The organism is Massilia sp. SYSU DXS3249 (assembly GCF_053668055.1).
In genome coordinates this window covers 320,961-336,815 of sequence record NZ_JBSIPX010000002.1, presented here as the reverse complement: position 1 = coordinate 336,815, position 15,855 = coordinate 320,961, and the positions used below count along the sequence as shown (strand labels likewise).

General features: G+C 66.1%; 17 protein-coding genes and 1 tRNA gene. 6 read left to right on the top strand and 12 right to left on the bottom strand.

What is annotated here, in order from left to right; genetic code table 11:
• Window positions 1–175 precede the first annotated feature (175 nt).
• The 4 genes from cysT to ACWCIA_RS03730 are packed head-to-tail and all read left to right on the top strand — an operon-like array spanning window position 176 to window position 3,922.
• On the top strand, window positions 176–1,018 hold the full coding sequence (cysT, locus tag ACWCIA_RS03745; protein ID WP_454161089.1) for a sulfate ABC transporter permease subunit CysT: 843 nt from the start codon (window positions 176–178) through the stop codon (window positions 1,016–1,018).
• A 50-nt stretch (window positions 1,019–1,068) separates the two neighbouring features.
• Window positions 1,069–1,923 carry a sulfate ABC transporter permease subunit CysW gene (gene cysW, locus ACWCIA_RS03740; RefSeq protein ID WP_454161255.1) on the top strand — a complete coding sequence of 285 codons (855 nt, stop codon included), beginning with the start codon at window positions 1,069–1,071 and terminating at the stop codon, window positions 1,921–1,923.
• Window positions 1,920–2,993: a sulfate/molybdate ABC transporter ATP-binding protein gene (locus ACWCIA_RS03735; protein ID WP_454161088.1), complete on the top strand. Its 1,074-nt coding sequence runs from the start codon at window positions 1,920–1,922 to the stop codon at window positions 2,991–2,993. The genes cysW and ACWCIA_RS03735 overlap by 4 nt, the downstream gene beginning before the upstream one ends.
• Entirely contained in the window at window positions 2,990–3,922 is a 933-nt protein-coding gene (locus tag ACWCIA_RS03730; protein WP_454161087.1) for a CysB family HTH-type transcriptional regulator, read from the top strand. Before ACWCIA_RS03735 ends, ACWCIA_RS03730 begins: the two co-directional genes overlap by 4 nt.
• A gap of 177 nt (window positions 3,923–4,099) precedes the next feature.
• Here ACWCIA_RS03730 and ACWCIA_RS03725 read toward each other — a convergent pair whose 3' ends face one another.
• From ACWCIA_RS03725 to ACWCIA_RS03705, 5 genes are read right to left on the bottom strand one after another with little or no spacing between them, the layout of a single operon-like run.
• The gene (locus ACWCIA_RS03725) at window positions 4,100–5,146 is read right to left on the bottom strand and encodes an aldo/keto reductase (protein ID WP_454161085.1); all 1,047 of its coding nucleotides are present in this window, start codon (window positions 5,144–5,146) and stop codon (window positions 4,100–4,102) included.
• 9 nt (window positions 5,147–5,155) lie between these two features.
• Window positions 5,156–6,193, bottom strand: coding sequence for a quinone-dependent dihydroorotate dehydrogenase (locus ACWCIA_RS03720; RefSeq protein ID WP_454161083.1), 1,038 nt, complete (start codon window positions 6,191–6,193; stop codon window positions 5,156–5,158).
• A gap of 60 nt (window positions 6,194–6,253) precedes the next feature.
• Window positions 6,254–6,982: an arginyltransferase gene (locus ACWCIA_RS03715; protein WP_454161082.1), complete on the bottom strand. Its 729-nt coding sequence runs from the start codon at window positions 6,980–6,982 to the stop codon at window positions 6,254–6,256.
• Between the two features lie 59 nt (window positions 6,983–7,041).
• Window positions 7,042–7,764, bottom strand: a complete 723-nt coding sequence (gene aat / locus ACWCIA_RS03710; RefSeq protein WP_454161080.1) for a leucyl/phenylalanyl-tRNA--protein transferase — start codon at window positions 7,762–7,764, stop codon at window positions 7,042–7,044.
• 14 nt (window positions 7,765–7,778) lie between these two features.
• A complete protein-coding gene (locus tag ACWCIA_RS03705) occupies window positions 7,779–8,369 on the bottom strand; it encodes an NUDIX hydrolase (RefSeq protein ID WP_454161078.1) in 591 nt (196 codons plus the stop codon).
• Between the two features lie 184 nt (window positions 8,370–8,553).
• On the opposite strand from ACWCIA_RS03705, the gene ACWCIA_RS03700 reads away from it, so the two are divergent.
• Window positions 8,554–8,630: transfer RNA gene (locus ACWCIA_RS03700), tRNA-Met, on the top strand.
• 203 nt (window positions 8,631–8,833) lie between these two features.
• Window positions 8,834–9,247 carry a T6SS immunity protein Tdi1 domain-containing protein gene (locus tag ACWCIA_RS03695; protein ID WP_454161076.1) on the top strand — a complete coding sequence of 138 codons (414 nt, stop codon included), beginning with the start codon at window positions 8,834–8,836 and terminating at the stop codon, window positions 9,245–9,247.
• 24 nt (window positions 9,248–9,271) lie between these two features.
• Here the strand turns inward: ACWCIA_RS03695 and ACWCIA_RS03690 are convergent, their stop codons facing one another.
• From ACWCIA_RS03690 to lspA, 7 genes are all read right to left on the bottom strand, one after another.
• On the bottom strand, window positions 9,272–10,168 hold the full coding sequence (locus tag ACWCIA_RS03690) for a DNA-3-methyladenine glycosylase family protein (protein ID WP_454161074.1): 897 nt from the start codon (window positions 10,166–10,168) through the stop codon (window positions 9,272–9,274).
• Window positions 10,165–11,058 carry a DMT family transporter gene (locus ACWCIA_RS03685; protein WP_454161072.1) on the bottom strand — a complete coding sequence of 298 codons (894 nt, stop codon included), beginning with the start codon at window positions 11,056–11,058 and terminating at the stop codon, window positions 10,165–10,167. The genes ACWCIA_RS03690 and ACWCIA_RS03685 overlap by 4 nt, the downstream gene beginning before the upstream one ends.
• 85 nt (window positions 11,059–11,143) lie before the next feature.
• A complete protein-coding gene (locus tag ACWCIA_RS03680) occupies window positions 11,144–12,154 on the bottom strand; it encodes an XdhC family protein (protein ID WP_454161070.1) in 1,011 nt (336 codons plus the stop codon).
• Between the two features lie 341 nt (window positions 12,155–12,495).
• The gene (locus tag ACWCIA_RS03675) at window positions 12,496–13,581 is read right to left on the bottom strand and encodes a M48 family metalloprotease (RefSeq protein ID WP_454161069.1); all 1,086 of its coding nucleotides are present in this window, start codon (window positions 13,579–13,581) and stop codon (window positions 12,496–12,498) included.
• 12 nt (window positions 13,582–13,593) lie between these two features.
• Window positions 13,594–14,043: a dUTP diphosphatase gene (gene dut, locus ACWCIA_RS03670; protein WP_454161067.1), complete on the bottom strand. Its 450-nt coding sequence runs from the start codon at window positions 14,041–14,043 to the stop codon at window positions 13,594–13,596.
• 30 nt (window positions 14,044–14,073) lie between these two features.
• Entirely contained in the window at window positions 14,074–15,294 is a 1,221-nt protein-coding gene (gene coaBC / locus ACWCIA_RS03665) for a bifunctional phosphopantothenoylcysteine decarboxylase/phosphopantothenate--cysteine ligase CoaBC (protein WP_454161066.1), read from the bottom strand.
• Between the two features lie 26 nt (window positions 15,295–15,320).
• Window positions 15,321–15,839 carry a signal peptidase II gene (gene lspA / locus ACWCIA_RS03660; protein WP_454161064.1) on the bottom strand — a complete coding sequence of 173 codons (519 nt, stop codon included), beginning with the start codon at window positions 15,837–15,839 and terminating at the stop codon, window positions 15,321–15,323.
• Between the last annotated feature and the right edge of the window lie 16 nt (window positions 15,840–15,855).

The window sequence follows — 15,855 nt, the reverse complement described above, 5'->3', positions numbered from 1 at the left end:
ACTGTCTTCGGCGCTGCGCCTTGCTCTGGAGGTTTTGTTAGGCGCTCTAAGTTGATGCCAGCTTCGCCACGCTAATAGCGTAATTCGTCTATGCAAATGAGGATTACTTCGTTTGGTTTATGAGAAGTAAGTGAGATTATTACGTTCCATTAGAAGAATTTGTAATAAGGCCTCCATGAACATATTCCAGACGCGTACGCCAGGCAGGGTCATTCCCGGCTTCGGCCTGTCGCTCGGGTTCACGATCTTTTATCTGGCCCTGATCGTGCTGATCCCCCTGTCGGCCGTGTTCCTCAAGACCTTCACCATGAGCTGGGAAGCCTTCTGGGCCGCCGTCACCTCCGAGCGCGTGGTCGCTTCCTATAAGCTCACCTTCGGCGCCTCCCTCATCGGCGCCAGCCTGAACGTCGTGTTCGGCGGCATCGTGGCCTGGGTGCTGGTGCGCTACCGCTTCCCCGGCAAGCGCTTCATCGACGCCCTGGTCGACCTGCCGTTCGCCCTGCCCACCGCGGTGGCCGGCATCACGCTGACCGCCCTGTATTCGCACAACGGCTGGATCGGCCAGTACCTCCAGAGCCTGGGCATCAAGGTCGCCTTTACGCCGCTGGGCGTGGTGGTGGCGCTGACCTTCATCGGCCTGCCTTTCGTCGTGCGCACGGTGCAGCCGGTGCTCGAGGAAGCCGAGCGCGAACTGGAAGAAGCTGCCGCCAGCCTGGGCGCGAGCCCGCTGCAAACCTTCTTCCGCGTGATCCTGCCGACCATCGTGCCGGCCCTGCTGACCGGCTTCGCGCTGGCCTTTGCGCGCGCCACCGGCGAATACGGTTCCGTGATCTTCATCGCCGGCAACCTGCCGATGGTGTCGGAAATCACGCCCCTCCTCATCATCACCAAACTGGAGCAGTACGACTATGCCGGCGCCACCGCGATCGCGGTCGTGATGCTGATCTTCTCGTTCATCCTGCTCCTCGCAATCAATCTGTTGCAGGCCTGGACCCGCAGAAGGGCAGGCAAGAAATGAGTGCAGTGTTAGACAAACCAGTGGCCGCCGCGCCGCGCGCGGTGCGCCCGATGAAGACCAACGCCTTCGAGCCGAACTGGGTGCGCTGGGCGCTGATCGCCGTCGCCCTGACCTTCCTGACCCTGTTCCTGTTCGTGCCCCTGGTCGCCGTCTTCGTCGAGGCCTTGAAACGCGGCTGGGACACCTATGTCGAATCCATCCTTGACCCGGATGCGCTGTCGGCCATCAAGCTGACGCTGATCGCCGCCGGCATCGCCGTGCCCCTGAATCTCGTATTCGGCGTCGCGGCTGCCTGGGCCATCGCCAAGTTCGACTTCAAGGGCAAGAGCATCCTGCTGACCCTGATCGACCTGCCGTTCTCGGTCTCGCCCGTAATCGCCGGCCTGATCTACGTGCTGCTGTTCGGCGCCCAGGGCTGGTTCGGCGACTGGCTGATGGAGCACGACATCAAGATCCTGTTCGCGGTGCCGGGCATCGTGCTGGCGACCGTGTTCATCACCTTCCCGTTCGTCGCGCGCGAGCTCATTCCGCTCATGCAGCAGCAGGGCACGGAAGAGGAAGAGGCGGCGCTGGTGCTGGGCGCGTCGGGCTGGCAGACCTTCTGGCGCGTGACGCTCCCGAACATCAAATGGGGCCTGCTGTACGGCGTCATCCTGTGCAATGCGCGGGCGATGGGCGAGTTCGGCGCGGTGTCGGTGGTCTCGGGCCACATCCGCGGCGAGACCAACACCATGCCGCTGCAGGTCGAAATCCTCTACAACGAATACAACTTCACGGCCGCGTTCGCGATCGCGTCCCTGCTGGCGCTGCTCGCGCTGGTGACGCTGGCCGTCAAGACCTTTATCGAATGGCGCCTGCACCAGAACATGGCTGCCGACGCCGGTACCACGGAGCGCACGCAATGACGATCGAAGTCCAACACATCCGCAAGCAGTTCGGCCAGTTCACGGCCCTCGACGACGTCTCGCTGCAGTTCCCGGACGGCCAGCTGACCGCCTTGCTGGGCCCTTCGGGTTGCGGCAAGACGACCCTGCTGCGCATCATCGCCGGCCTCGAGCATCCGGACTCGGGCGCGGTGCTGCTCGACGGCCAGGATGCCTCGCGCAGCCACGTGCGCGAGCGCCAGGTCGGCTTCGTGTTCCAGCATTACGCGCTCTTCAAGCACATGACCGTGTTCGAGAACGTCGCCTTTGGCCTGCGCGTGCGTCCGCGCCGCGAGCGCCCGAGCGAGCAGCAGATCCGCGACAAAGTGAAGCAGCTGCTGGAACTGGTGCAGTTGGACTGGATCGCCGACCGCTATCCGCCCCAGCTCTCCGGCGGCCAGCGCCAGCGCATCGCCCTCGCGCGTGCGCTGGCCGTGGAGCCGCGGGTACTGTTATTGGATGAGCCGTTCGGCGCGCTTGACGCCAAGGTGCGCAAGGAACTGCGCCGCTGGCTGCGCCGCCTGCACGACGACCTGCATGTGACCTCGATCTTCGTCACCCACGACCAGGAAGAAGCGCTGGAAGTGGCCGACCAGGTGGTCGTCATGAACAAGGGCCGCGTCGAGCAGCTCGGCACCCCGGAGAGCGTGTACAACAGCCCGGCCTCGCCCTTCGTGTACAGCTTCCTCGGCAACGTCAACCTGTTCCACGGCCGCGTGCACGACGGCGTGCTGGCCAGCGGCGACGCGCTGTTCGACGCGCCCGGCCATGGCGAAGTCCAGAACGCCGACGGCATCGGCTACGTGCGTCCGCACGACCTCGAAGTGGAACGCTTCGCGCCGGGGCAGAAGGGCATCGCGGTGAAACTGCGCCGTTCGCACGCGATCGGCCCGCTGGCCCAGCTCGACCTCGAACGCCTCGACAACGCCCAGCTGATCGAGGCGGTGATCCCGAACGAACGCTTCGCCGGCCTCGGGCTGAAAGAAGGCGAAACCCTGCTGGTGCGCCCGCGCCAGATCCAGGTGTTCGTCGACGAAGGCGGCGGCATATGAACTTCCAGCAGCTGCGCTCGGTGCGCGAAGCGGCGCGCCGCAATTTCAACCTCACCGACGTGGCTGCGGCCCTGTACACCTCGCAGCCGGGCGTGTCGCGCCAGATCCGCGAACTCGAGGACGAACTGGGCGTCGTCATCTTCGAGCGCAACGGCAAGCGCCTGACCGGGCTGACCGGGCCGGGCAAAGGCATCCTGAAAATCGTCGAGCGGCTGCTGGTGGAAGCGGAAAACCTGGCGCAGGCGAGCCAGGAGTACGCGGGTCAGGACAGCGGCACCCTGACGGTCGCCGTCACCCACACCCAGGCGCGCTATGCGCTGCCGCAGGTGGTGCAGTCCTTCCGCTCGGCCTTCCCCAACGTGCGCATCGCCTTGCAGCAGAGCGCGCCGGAACACATCGCCGAATACGTGCTGTCGGGGCGGGCCGACATCGGCATCGCCACCGAGGGTTTGACGGCCTTCCCGGATCTGGTCTCGTTTCCCTGCTACCGCTGGAGCCACGTGGTGGTGGCGCCCGAAGGGCACCCGTTGCTGAACGGCGCGCCGCTGCGGCTGGAAGACCTGGCTTCGCATCCATTGATCACCTACGACGTCGGCTATACGGGCCGCAGCCATATCGACGACGCCTTCCACACGGCGGGGCTGGCGCCCGACATCGTGCTCACTGCGATGGATTCGGACGTGATCAAGCAGTACGTATCGCTGGGGATGGGCGTCGGCATCATCGCCTCGATGGCCTTCGACCATGGACGCGACAAGGGGCTGCGGGCGGTGGAAGCCTCGCACCTGTTCGCGCCAAACGTGACCCGCCTGGCCGTGCGCCGCGGGGCGTATCTGCGCTCGTATGCGTACCACTTCATCGAGCGGTTTGCGCCGGGGTTTACGAAGTCGGATATCGAACGCAGCCTGCAGGCGGAAGCGGCGAATTGATTTTTTAATGGCGTTACCGGAACCGGTACGAAGAATCAGCCGATAGCGATCGACGCGTGGACGGGAAACCCGTCCACCCTACGATCCTCCGCTTTATCGTGATATCAATCGAAGGGACGTAGGGTGGACGGGTTCCCCGTCCACGCGTTCAAATCACGCCCGAATAACGGCGACGCTTTACTGCCCCGGATTGCTAATGCGCGCATGGATCGCGTCGATCGCCGCGACCACCTCATCCGTCAACACCACATCGACCGCGTCGATGTTCTCCTTCAACTGCTCCATCGTCGTCGCCCCGATGATGGTCGAGCCGACGAACCAGCGCGAATAGCACCACGCGAGCGCCATCTGCGCCGGCCTCAATCCATGGGCGCGCGCCAGTGCCGCGTACTCGGCCGTGGCCGCCAGGACGGCCGGCCTCAGGTAGCGCGGGCTCCAGGTCGGCGGATAGATCGTGAGGCGCCCGTGCGCCTGCGGGTTGTCGATGTACTTGGCGCTCAGCTGGCCGAAGGCAAGGGGGCTGTAGGCCAGCAGGCTGACCTCTTCGCGGTAGCAGACTTCGTCCAGCAGCGTGGTCTCGAAGGCGCGCGCGCTCAGGTTGTATAAATTCTGGATGGTGGCGATGCGCGGCAGGCCCTTCAGCTCGGCCTGTTTAATGTACTCGCACACGCCCCACGGGCTTTCGTTCGACACGCCGATCTCGCGGATCTTGCCTTCCTTGACCAGCTCGCCCAGCACGGCCAGGGTCTCCTCGACCGGCACGCTCGCGCGCTCCTTGTCTGGGTCGAAGCGGTTGGCGCCGAAGATCGGCACGTTGCGGCTCGGCCAGTGCAGCTGGTAGAGGTCGACGTAGTCGGTCTGCAGGCGGCGCAGGCTCTCTTCCAGCGCGGCGCGGATGTTCTTCGCGTCCAGGTTGTGGCGGCCGCCGCGGATCCAGGTCTGGCTGGCGTTCGGACCGGCGGCCTTGGTCGCCAGCACGATCTCGCCGCGCTTGCCGGACTGCTTCAGCCAGCTGCCGATGAAGCGCTCGGTCGCGCCCTGGGTGCCGGCGCTGGGCGGCACCGGATACATCTCGGCCGTGTCGATGAAGTTGATGCCGCGTTCAAACGCGTAGTCGAGCTGGCGGTGTGCATCGCTTTCCGTGTTCTGCTCGCCGAAGGTCATCGTGCCGAGGCAGACCTTCGAGACTTGCAGGCTGCTCCGTCCGAGCCGGGTGCGTTCCATGCGGGCTCCTCAGCTTTTCAGCGCCGCGGCGCACTCGCGCACCAGCGACGGGCCGCGGTAGATCAAGCCGCTGTAGAGCTGCACCAGCTGGGCGCCGGAGGCGATCTTCTCCTTCGCATCGGCGCCCGACAGGATGCCGCCCACGCCGATGATCGGCAGCGCGTCACCCAGCTCCTTCTTGAGGGCGCGGATCACGATGTTCGACAGGTCGAACACGGGCGCGCCCGACACGCCGCCGGTTTCCTTGCCATGCCGATGGCGCTCGACGTCGCGGCGATTCAGGGTGGTGTTGGTGGCGATCACGCCGTCGATCTTGTGGCGCATGAGCGCTTGCGCGATGTCCTTGATCTGCTCGGCGTCGATGTCGGGGGCGATCTTCAGCGTGAGCGGCACGTAGCGGCCGTACTGGTCGGCGAGCGCCGTCTGCTCGGTCTTCAGCTGCGAGAGCAGGGCGTCGAGTTCGGACGCGCCCTGCAGCTGGCGCAGGTTCTTGGTGTTCGGCGAGGAGATGTTCACCGTTACATAGCTGGCGTACGGATACACCTTGCGCAGGCAGTGCAGGTAGTCCTCGGCCGCGCGTTCGATCGGCGTGTCGGCGTTCTTGCCAATGTTCAGGCCGAGCACGCCCTGTTTTTCCTGGTAAAAGCGCGAGGCCTGGACGTTGGCCACGAATTTGTCGACGCCGCCGTTATTGAAACCCATGCGGTTGATGATGCCTTGCGCGGCGGGAATGCGGAACATGCGCGGCTTCGGGTTGCCGGCCTGGGGGCGCGGGGTGACGGTGCCGATTTCGATCGAGCCGAAGCCGAGCGCAGCGAGGCCGTCGATGTAGGCGCCGTCCTTGTCGAGCCCGGCGGCCAGGCCGACCGGGTTCGGGAAGGTGATGCCCATCACGACCCGCGGATCGGGCGCAGGCTTCTGGATCATGCCCGTCATGCCCTTCTGGGCGGCGCGGCGCAGGGCGGGCAGGGTCAGGTTGTGGGCGGTTTCGGCGGGCAGCGTGAACAGCAGCGGACGGGCGAGGGTGTACAGGATTTTGTCGGACATGGAGCGCTCGTAAATAAGATCGCGCCAATTGTACCGTGCGTGGACAAGGCCGGTCTCGGCTTACCGATCCAGTATCCCCCACACCCCGTTGATACGTGCTTCGAGAGGCCGGAAATTGATTTTATAAGCCATCTTCGGACTCTGCTCGATCCAGTAGCCGAGGTAGACGAAGGAGAGCCCGAGCTCGCGCGCCTGCTCGACCTGCCACATGACGTTGTAGGTGCCGAACGAGGCGCCGATCACGTCGGGGTCGAAGAAGGTGTAGACCGAGGACAGGCCGTCGGAGAGCACGTCGATGATCGAGACCATGCGCAGCGTGCCGTCCGGCTCGCGGAACTCGACCAGGCGGGTGTTGACGCGGCTTTGCAGCAGGAACTGGGCGTACTGGTCGCGGCTGTCCTGGTCCATGCCGCCGCCGACGTGGCGCGTGGTCTGGTAGCGCAGGTAGAGCGCATAGTGCTCGTCCGAGAAGGACAGGTTGGCGACCATCGCGGTGAGGTCGCCGTGGCGCTTCCAGGCACGGCGCTGGGCGCGGTTGGGCGCGAACTCGGCGCAGCGCACGCGCACCGGGATGCAGGCCTGGCAGCCGTCGCAATACGGACGGTAGGTGAAGATGCCGCTGCGGCGGAAGCCGTTCTTCACGAGCTCGGAGTACACGTCGGCGTTGATCAGGTGCGAAGGCGTGGCGACCTGCGAGCGCGCCTGGCGTGCGTCGAGGTAGCTGCACGGGTAGGGCGCGGTCGTGTAGAACTGCAGCGTGGAGAAGGGCAGGTCATTAAGGTGCGTCATGCAAGACTCTCGGAACGACGTGGTGGACCTATTCTAACGAAAGGGACGCCTGCACACTGTTAGGCAGTCAACGGTGCGACGGGGTTCCAGGGGCCGATCGCAGGTTCCCGGATGGCGCCGCGCAGGTGCTGCAGGAAACGGCTGCGCGGGATGGGGGCGGCGCCCAGCGAGGCCAGGTGGCCGGTCTCCTGCTGGCAGTCGACCATCTGCACGCCGTTCGCGCGCAGGAAGGCGACCAGGTAGGCCAGGGCCACCTTGGAGGCGTCGGAGACGCGCGCGAACATCGACTCGCCGTAGAACATGCGGCCGATGCACACGCCGTAGGCCCCGCCGACCAGTTCGCCCTCAAACCAGACTTCGGACGAGTGGGCATAGCCCATCGCGTGCAGGCCCGAATAACCGTCGATGATTTCCTCGGAAATCCAGGTGCCCGGCCCGTCCTTGCGCGGGGCCGCGCAGGCGCGCATCACGCCCTCGAAATCGCTGTCGAAACGGACCTGCCACGGCCCGCCTTCGACGCGGCTGCGTTCGACGCGGCGCAGGGTTTTTTTGAGGCTGTCGCTGACCTTGAAGTCGCTCGTGTAGAGCACCATGCGCGGATCGGTGCTCCACCAGAGGATGGGCTGGCCTTCCGAAAACCAGGGGAAGATACCGTTCTGGTAGGCCAGCAGCAGGCGCCGCGGGGACAGGTCGGCGCCGGCCGCGAGCAGGCCTGGCGCGTCGATCGTCAGCGCCTCGGACACGTCGGGGAACGGCGTATGTGCCTCGAGCCAGGGAATCATGTCGGTACCAGGGATCAGTCGGGTTCGCGGGGAGCGATCATCGGCCGGACGATGTCGTGGCAGTGAACGCCGTAGCCTTGCTTGTGTTGGCTCTCGCGGATTTTGACGCGGTCGGCAAAGAACAGTTCCAGCGTCGTGCGGATGGTGGGGAAGGCCAGGTCGTCCCAGGGAATGTCCTGCTCGGTAAACAGCTGGACTTCCAGGCTTTCCTCGCCGGGCGCGAAGTCGAGGTCGACCAGGCGCGCCAGGTAGAACATGTGCACCTGGTGTACGTGGGCGACATTGAGCAGCGTGAACAGGTTGCCGATCTCGATGTTGGCGCCGGCTTCCTCTTCGGTCTCGCGGATCGCCGCCTCGCTCGTGGTTTCGCCGTTTTCCATGAAGCCGGCGGGCAGGGTCCAGTAGCCGTGGCGCGGCTCGATGGCGCGCCGGCACAGCAGCACCTGCAGGCGACCACCATGTTCCCATACAGGAATTGAACCAATCACCATTTTTGGATTCTGGTAATGAATCGTGCCGCATTGCGTGCACACGTGGCGCGGCCGGTTGTCGCCATCGGGAATGGCCAGCGCGACCGTGTGGCCGCACTCGGAACAAAATTTCATAGGGAGTGGCGAAAATGAACGTACGCCTACTTTACACCCGATTCGCCCGGCTGTGACGCCACGCCGGCCCGGCAGGCATGTTGTCCGGCTGTTGTCCATTAGTCATTCAATGCTGCAATCGCCCCTTGCTGAAGCATTGGGTTTGCCTAAACAGGCCGAAGCGCGTATAATTCATTCCATCAGACGCGGGGTGGAGCAGTCTGGCAGCTCGTCGGGCTCATAACCCGAAGGTCACAGGTTCAAATCCTGTCCCCGCAACCAGAATTCAAGAAGTTCAAAAAGCCGTTGGTCCCTTGAAGGGTCCAACGGCTTTTTCGTTTTGCTAGTCACTTCCACTTCGACGCACATCAAACTGCACTCGCGTTGACCGCACCTGCCGGACTCGGCACTGTCCAACAAACGACAGGCAAGGCCGGGGATGGTTCCCCGGCACGCCAGGGATGTTCATCTCACGGGTGCGACCAATGATTACTGTTCAAGAAATCAACGAAGCCTGGGGCTGGGTCGGGTTGACGGCAGTCGAGGTACTGGGTGTCAACGCCTTCGGCAATCTGATCATCCGCGATGCCGACGGCAGTTTCTGGCGGCTGCGGCCGCAAGACCTGACGTGCGAGCCGGTCGCCGAAGACCGCGCCGCCCTCGACGCCCTCTCGTACAACCAGGATTTCCTCAACGACTGGTACATGCCGGAACTGGTCGACCTCGCCGAGTCGACGCTGGGTCCGCTGGTGGAAGGCCGCAGATACTGCCTCAAGATTCCCAGTGCGCTAGGCGGGCATTACGGCAGCGAAAACCTGGCGACGGTGCCGCTGTCGGAATTGATCCGGTTTTCGGGGGAGGGGGCGCAGCAGTTCCAGGGCGTGCCGCGCTGGTGCTGATCCGGTCGCGTTCGACGATAGCGATCAGCCTGGCGATTGGCTGAGGCTGGCCCACAGGTAGGCCGCCGCCATCGTGCGCTGCGGACGGTAGGCGGCGAGCCATTGCTCTGTCGTGGCGATGTCCGGCTTGCCGGCCATGCCGAGCAGGCGCCCGACGGCGCTGCGGATCGCCACGTCGCCGTGCAGCGAGCAGTCGGCATGGCCGTAGCCGCGCAGCAGGGTGTAGTTGACCGTCCACGGGCCGACGCCCTTGACGGCAAGCAGGGCGGCGCTGGTCTGGTCGGGGTCGGCATCCTGTTCGAGCGGCAGTTCGCCGCTTGCCGCCAGTTGCGCCACGCGCAGCAGGGTCTCGGCCTTGGCGCGCGAGAACTTGCGCGTCGTCAGTTGCTCGAGGTCGAGGCGGGCGACGTCGGCCGCTTCCGGGTAGCAGCGCAGGCCGCTGCTGTGCAGCCGCCCGGCCTGCTCGATGAAGGTACGGCGCAGGCTGATCGCGAACGGCAGGTTGATCTGCTGGCCGATGATGGCCCAGGTCAGGGCTTCGAAGACGCTGGCGGACTGCACGATGCGCAGGCCGGGCTGGCGTTCGACCAGCGGGCGAAACACGGGATCGTCCCGGACGAAATCCGCGAACGGCGCCGGGTCGATGCGCAGCCCCAGCGTGCTGCGCAGGGCTTCCAGCGCCAGTGCGGGCTCGCCGGGTTCGCCATCGGTCTCGATGCGGCACAGAGCCTCGCCCGGCGCCAGCGTTATGTCCAGCAGCGTCGGCACATCCTGCAACATGACCGCCTTGCGGATGAGGGCGTGCCCATCGCGCTCGCCGACTTGTTCGGCCACCCCTTCGGCATCGCGCGCATGGAAGGCGAGCACGTCGCTCGTCCGGTAGCCGGCCGGCAGCGCCAGCCTTACCTGATGCGTGCTCATTTTCCGGGCGCAGCGGCCGCGGCGCGCCCGAAGCGCGGCACGAAGCCGGTCACGAGGGCGGTGCCGATCAGCACGATGGCGGAGCCCGCCAGCGTGTGCCAGCCGACCGTCTCGCCGAGGAAGAGCGCGCCCCACAGGATGCCGAATACGGGATTCAAAAAGGTGACGGTCAGGGCCGAGGTCGGGCCGACTTCGGCGATCAGGCGGAAATAGATCAGGTAGGCAATGCCGCTGCACAGCACGCCGAGCGCGAGCACGGCGGCCCAGACGCCGGGCGTCGGGCTGGCGGGCGCCGGGAAGAAGGGCAGCGCGGGCAGCACGAACAGGGTCGCCGCCCACATCGTGCCGTGCGCGTTGGCGAAGGGCTCGACACTTTTCGCAGTCTTCGCGTAGACGCTGGCGATGCCGTAGCACAGCGCCGCGGCGAGCGCGGCGGCGATCGCCAGGCCGGCGCCGGGCAGGGTCGAGACGTCGTCGAAGCCGACCAGCAGGGCGACGCCCGCCGTCCCCAGCAGCAGGCCGATGGCCGTGCGCGCCGTGATCGCCTGGCGCGCCCACAGGGCCCCGACCAGCGCGCCCCACATCGGCGCGGTCGCGTTCAGCACCGACAGCACCGAGGCGGTCAGCGTGCGCGCGCCGTACGCAAACAGCAGGAAGGGCAGGGCCGAATTGAAGAAGCCCAGCATCAGGTAGTGCTTCCAGTTGGCCAGCAGGTCGAGGCGTTTTCTGAGCACCAGGCCGACGGCGGCCAGGAACAGCGCGGCGAACAGCACCCGGTATTCGATCAGCTGCGCCGGGCCGAGCACGGGCGCGCCGATGCGCATGAAGAGGAAGGAGCCGCCCCAGATGGCGGCAAGCAGCAGGAGGCGCAGGAAATTCGCTGTATTCATGGTCTAGTGGGTGGGTGAGGGCGCAGGATGGCACGCCGCGGCAGGGCGCGCATCTCGTTTTTTGCTGGCGAAGACGGCCGCCAACTCAGCGCGCGCAGACGTCGAGGGTGGCCGGCTGCGGCGCGGCGGCGTGCGGCACCAGCATCGCGGCCGGCACGCCGTTTTTTGCCGCCGTCATCTCGGCCAGGATGGCGATGCCGATTTCGGACGGGGTCTTGCTGCCGATGTAAAGGCCGATGGGGCCGTGCAGGCGGTCGAGTTCGGCCTCGCTCAGGTCGAACAGTTTCAGGCGCTCGCGGCGCTTGGCATTGTTCAGGCGCGAGCCGATGGCGCCGACGTAGAAGGCCTCGGATTTCAATGCTTCCATCAGGGCCAGGTCGTCGAGCTTGGGATCGTGGGTCAGCGCGACCACGGCGCTGCGCGCGTCCAGCCTCGCCTCGATCACCAGGTCGTCGGGCATGGCGTGGACCAGCTCGACGCCGGGGACGTTCCAGTCGGCGCGGTATTCCTCGCGCGGGTCGCACACGACCACACGGTAATCCATCGCGCTGGCCACCTGGGCCAGGAAGCGCGACAGCGGGCCGGCGCCGATGATGAACAGGCGCCAGCGCGGGCCGTGGACCGTGTGCAGGGTGTCGCCCTCGACGCGCAGGGTCGCGCCGGGCGCCGCAGGCGCGAGCGTCACGGCGCCGCTGGCCAGGTGCAGGCGGCGTTCCAGCAGTTCGCCCGCAGCCAAGCGCGCCAGCAGTTCATCGATGCCGCTGCCCGCATGCAGGGGCTCGATGGCCAGCTCGATGGTACCGCCGCAGGGCAGGCCGAAGCGGTGGGCGTCGTCGGCGCTGATGCCGTAGCTGACCACCTGCGGCCGCGCGTCCTCGCGTATCCCCATCGCGCGCACGTTCTCGATCAGGTCGTCCTCGATGCAGCCGCCCGACACCGAGCCCACCACGCGGCCATCGTCGCGCACCGCCAGCGTCGCCCCGATCGGCCGCGGGCTCGAGCCCCAGGTCTTGATCACGGTGACGAGTTCACAGCGGTGGCCAGCATCGAGCCAGGCGGCGGCGGTCTTGAGTACTTCGAGGTCGAGGCTGTCCATGGATGGCGGCGGGGGAGAGGGGTGACAATGATACAAAAAAAGCGGGGCAGGCGTTGGTGGGCGGCAATGGGGCGATGTACGCGCTGCGTCTGGTAGGGTGGGCGCCCCGTGCCCACGCGGTACGTGCGCATCCTTGCACCTCTGGCCGCCGAATGTCGCTCGCGACGTGTCTGGCGTACCCGTAGGGTAGGCAGGCTTCCTGCCCACGCGTTCAAACAGTGCAAGCTTCGAGGCGAATGGGTTATGTCGTCACCAGCGTCCAGGAAGCTTGGGCAGTAAGCGCCTGTTCGTTGAACGCGTGGACGGGAAACCCGTCCACCCTACGTATGCCGCAGCTTAGCTTACGGCACCAGCGGCTTCTTCCCATCCTGCTTCGCCTTCACATCCGCCACCGCCAGCTCGATGGCCGTCAGGCGCACCGCGATTGCCGGGTGGTTCGCCGTGTGCCCGTTCGCCACGCTCACCGGCGTGGAGGCGATAAAGCGCTTCCAGAACCCGGCGACACCGTCGATGTCGTAGTCGGCACGCGCCAGCAGGAAGACCGCGAGGCGGTCGGCGGCGGCGTCGAGGTTGGACGGCATCGGCTTGATGCCGGCGCTGCCGTTGAGCATGGAGAGGTCGGGGTTGACGCGCAGCAGCAGGCTCTCGATCACGCTGTCGAGCGTGGCCGAGTTGCGCTGGGCCTTCGGGTGCTCGAGGATGTTGTGCGCCATCGTGCGCGCGATGACGTAGGCCAGTTCGGTGTCGCTGTTGGTGGCGGCGATCATGCCGCGCGTGACCATGATGCGCGAGCCGTCGGCATAGGCGTTCACGTTGTCCGCGTTGCCCAGTTCGATGCCGAAGGCGCAGGCGCGCGTGACCGGGATGTTCAGGTCGCGCGCGCGGCCGTCGCGGTCGATGCTCAAGGGGAGCGTCGGCGAGGCAGCCATCAGAGGGCCGAACACGGCGCCCAGTTTGCTGGTGGCGCCGGGACCCGTCGGCAGCGGCTTGCCGCCTGCGGCCACCAGGTCGTCGCCCAGGCGCAGCCCCGCTTTTGCGGCGCCGCTGCCGGCCAGCACGCTCGTCACCTGCAGCCGTTCGTCCATGCGGAAGGCCACCTGCGCCGCTTCGTTGTAGATGCCCGGGTAGGAATAACGGTTCTTCGCCGTAAAGCCGAGCAGGCTGCGCGCCTGCTTCTTGCACAGCTCGGCATTGTCGATCAGCAGCGGCGACGCGACGCGGTACAGGCGGTCCTGCAGCTTGGCCATGGTGGCGAGCGTCTCGGCCGCCGCGGCGACCTGGGGCGTGACCTGCACGCCCTGCGGCGTTTCAAGAATGGCGCCCGGGGTGCCGGGCTGGCGGATGGGGCCCTGCGTACCGCAGGCGGACAGGAGTACGGCGATGGCTGCGCCCAGGACGGCTGGGCGAAGACGGGCGATACGGGTCATGGTCTTCCTCTGTTATTGTTTTCCGGTGCTGCCGAACCCTCCGATGCCTCGTTCGCTCGAAGCGAATTCCTCGACGATGTTAAAGCCCACCTGCAGCACCGGCACGATCACCAGCTGCGCGAGCCGGTCGAGCGGCTGCAGGGTGAAGGCGGCGTGGCCGCGGTTCCAGGTCGATACCATCAGCTGGCCCTGGTAATCGGAGTCGATCAAGCCTACCAGATTGCCGAGAACGATGCCGTTCTTATGGCCGAGTCCACTGCGCGGCAGGATCATCGCGGCATAGCCCGGATCGGCCACGTGGATGGCCAGGCCAGTCGGCACCAGCACGGTCTGGCCCGGCTCCAGGGTGAGCGGCGCGTCGATGCAGGCGCGCAGGTCGAGGCCCGCGCTGCCGGAGGTGGCGTAGGCCGGCAGCAGTTCCTTCATGCGCGGGTCGAGGATTTTTAAATCAATGACTTTCATGGGTCTTTCTTGGTGAATCAGCTTGGTGGATCAGGTGAGCAGCGAGCGCTGTTCCAGGCGCTTGCCGATTTCGGACACCAGCTGGCGCGCCAGCGTCAGCTTGTCGGCCGGCGGCAGCACGGTGTGGCCGTGTTCGTCGAACAGGACGATGGAGTTCGTATCCTGCCCGAAGGTGTGATGGCCGATATTGCCGACCAGCAAGGGAACGCCCTTGCGCTCGCGCTTGGCCGCGCCATATTCGACCAGATTTTCCGACTCGGCGGCAAAGCCGACGCAGTAGGGCCAGCCCGAGAGCGAGACGGTGCCGGCGACGCTGGCGAGGATGTCCGGGTTCTGGACGAATTCGAGCTGGGGCGCGCCGCCGCCTTCCTGTTTTTTCAGCTTCTGGTCGCTCGCATTCGCCACGCGCCAGTCGGCCACCGCCGCGACGCCGATGAACACGTGCTGGCCTTCGACGCCCGCCATGACGGCGTCATGCATCTGGGCGGCCGACAGCACGTCGATGCGGCGCACGCCGTGCGGGGTAGGCAGCGCGGTCGGGCCCGAGACGAGGGTCACTTCGGCGCCGGCTTCGCGCGCCGCACGGGCGATCGCATAGCCCATCTTCCCCGACGACAGGTTGGTGATGCCGCGCACCGGGTCGATCGCCTCGAACGTCGGGCCGGCCGTGATCATCACGCGCTTCCCGAGCAAGACCTTGTGCTGGAAGGAGGCGATCAGTTCCTCGAGCAGCTGCTCGGGTTCCAGCATGCGTCCGAAGCCCGTCTCGCCGCAGGCCTGCTCGCCGGCGGCCGGGCCGAAGATCCCGATGCCATCCTCGCGCAGGGTGGCCACATTGCGCTGGGTGGCCGGGTTTTGCCACATCTCGACGTTCATCGCCGGGGCGACCAGCAGCGGCACGCCGTGCGGGCGCGCCAGGCACAGGGTCGAGAGCAGGTCGTCGCAGGCGCCGTGCGCGAGCTTGCGGATGAAGTCGGCCGAGCAGGGCGCCACCAGCACCGCGTCGGCGCCGCGCGTGAGGTCGATGTGGGCCATGTTGTTGGGCATGCGCGGGTCCCACTGGTCGAGCCAGACGGTGTTGCCGGACAGGGCCTGCATGGTCACCGGGCCGATGAAATGGGTCGCCGCATCGGTCATCACCACGTCGACCCGCGCGCCCTGCTTGACCAGGGCGCGGCACAGTTCCGCCGCCTTGTAGCAGGCGACGCCGCCGGACAGGCCGAGGACGATTTTCTTACCCTTCAGGTCCATGCTCATCTCGCCTCCCCCAGGTGTACTCAGGATTTGTTCACGCGGCGCAGTTCGTCCCAGATGAACAGGACGGCTCCGATCGAAATGCCGATGTCGGCAATATTAAAGGCCGGGAAGTGGCCCCAGCCGCGCCAGTAGAAGTCGAGGAAGTCGATCACGTGGCCGTAGGCGACGCGGTCGATCACGTTGCCGATGGCACCGCCCAGGATCAGCGCGAGCGCCCAGCAGAACAGGCGCTGGCCCGGATGGCGCTTGAGCAGGTAGAGGATGAAGCCGATGGCCACCACCGCGATCGCCGTGAAGAACCAGCGCTGCCAGCCGCCCTGGTTGCCGAGGAAGGAAAAGGCGGCGCCCGGGTTATACACCAGCACCAGGTTGAAGAACTCGGTCACCGGCCGCGTTTCGCCATAGGTGAACAGCTTTTCGACGGTGATCTTGGTCAGCTGGTCGACCAACACGATGATGAAGGCGATGCCCAGCCACTGACCGATGCCGGCGCTGGATTTGCTCACGGTGGAGATGCTCGATTTTTTCTTGGTTGCCATTGGGGTCGATAGTAGA

Excerpts from the sequence above, each read along its gene's own strand:
- coaBC (WP_454161066.1), bottom strand. The coding sequence starts at position 15,294 with ATGGACCTGAAGGGTAAGAAAATCGTCCTCGGCCTGTCCGGCGGCGTC.
- ACWCIA_RS03725 (WP_454161085.1), bottom strand. The coding sequence starts at position 5,146 with ATGGAACGCACCCGGCTCGGACGGAGCAGCCTGCAAGTCTCGAAGGTC.
- ACWCIA_RS03675 (WP_454161069.1), bottom strand. The coding sequence starts at position 13,581 with ATGACCCGTATCGCCCGTCTTCGCCCAGCCGTCCTGGGCGCAGCCATC.
- ACWCIA_RS03715 (WP_454161082.1), bottom strand. The coding sequence starts at position 6,982 with ATGACGCACCTTAATGACCTGCCCTTCTCCACGCTGCAGTTCTACACG.
- ACWCIA_RS03720 (WP_454161083.1), bottom strand. The coding sequence starts at position 6,193 with ATGTCCGACAAAATCCTGTACACCCTCGCCCGTCCGCTGCTGTTCACG.
- aat (WP_454161080.1), bottom strand. The coding sequence starts at position 7,764 with ATGATTCCCTGGCTCGAGGCACATACGCCGTTCCCCGACGTGTCCGAG.
- ACWCIA_RS03735 (WP_454161088.1), top strand. The coding sequence starts at position 1,920 with ATGACGATCGAAGTCCAACACATCCGCAAGCAGTTCGGCCAGTTCACG.
- ACWCIA_RS03730 (WP_454161087.1), top strand. The coding sequence starts at position 2,990 with ATGAACTTCCAGCAGCTGCGCTCGGTGCGCGAAGCGGCGCGCCGCAAT.
- cysT (WP_454161089.1), top strand. The coding sequence starts at position 176 with ATGAACATATTCCAGACGCGTACGCCAGGCAGGGTCATTCCCGGCTTC.
- ACWCIA_RS03685 (WP_454161072.1), bottom strand. The coding sequence starts at position 11,058 with ATGAATACAGCGAATTTCCTGCGCCTCCTGCTGCTTGCCGCCATCTGG.
- lspA (WP_454161064.1), bottom strand. The coding sequence starts at position 15,839 with ATGGCAACCAAGAAAAAATCGAGCATCTCCACCGTGAGCAAATCCAGC.
- ACWCIA_RS03695 (WP_454161076.1), top strand. The coding sequence starts at position 8,834 with ATGATTACTGTTCAAGAAATCAACGAAGCCTGGGGCTGGGTCGGGTTG.
- dut (WP_454161067.1), bottom strand. The coding sequence starts at position 14,043 with ATGAAAGTCATTGATTTAAAAATCCTCGACCCGCGCATGAAGGAACTG.
- cysW (WP_454161255.1), top strand. The coding sequence starts at position 1,069 with ATGAAGACCAACGCCTTCGAGCCGAACTGGGTGCGCTGGGCGCTGATC.
- ACWCIA_RS03690 (WP_454161074.1), bottom strand. The coding sequence starts at position 10,168 with ATGAGCACGCATCAGGTAAGGCTGGCGCTGCCGGCCGGCTACCGGACG.
- ACWCIA_RS03705 (WP_454161078.1), bottom strand. The coding sequence starts at position 8,369 with ATGAAATTTTGTTCCGAGTGCGGCCACACGGTCGCGCTGGCCATTCCC.
- ACWCIA_RS03680 (WP_454161070.1), bottom strand. The coding sequence starts at position 12,154 with ATGGACAGCCTCGACCTCGAAGTACTCAAGACCGCCGCCGCCTGGCTC.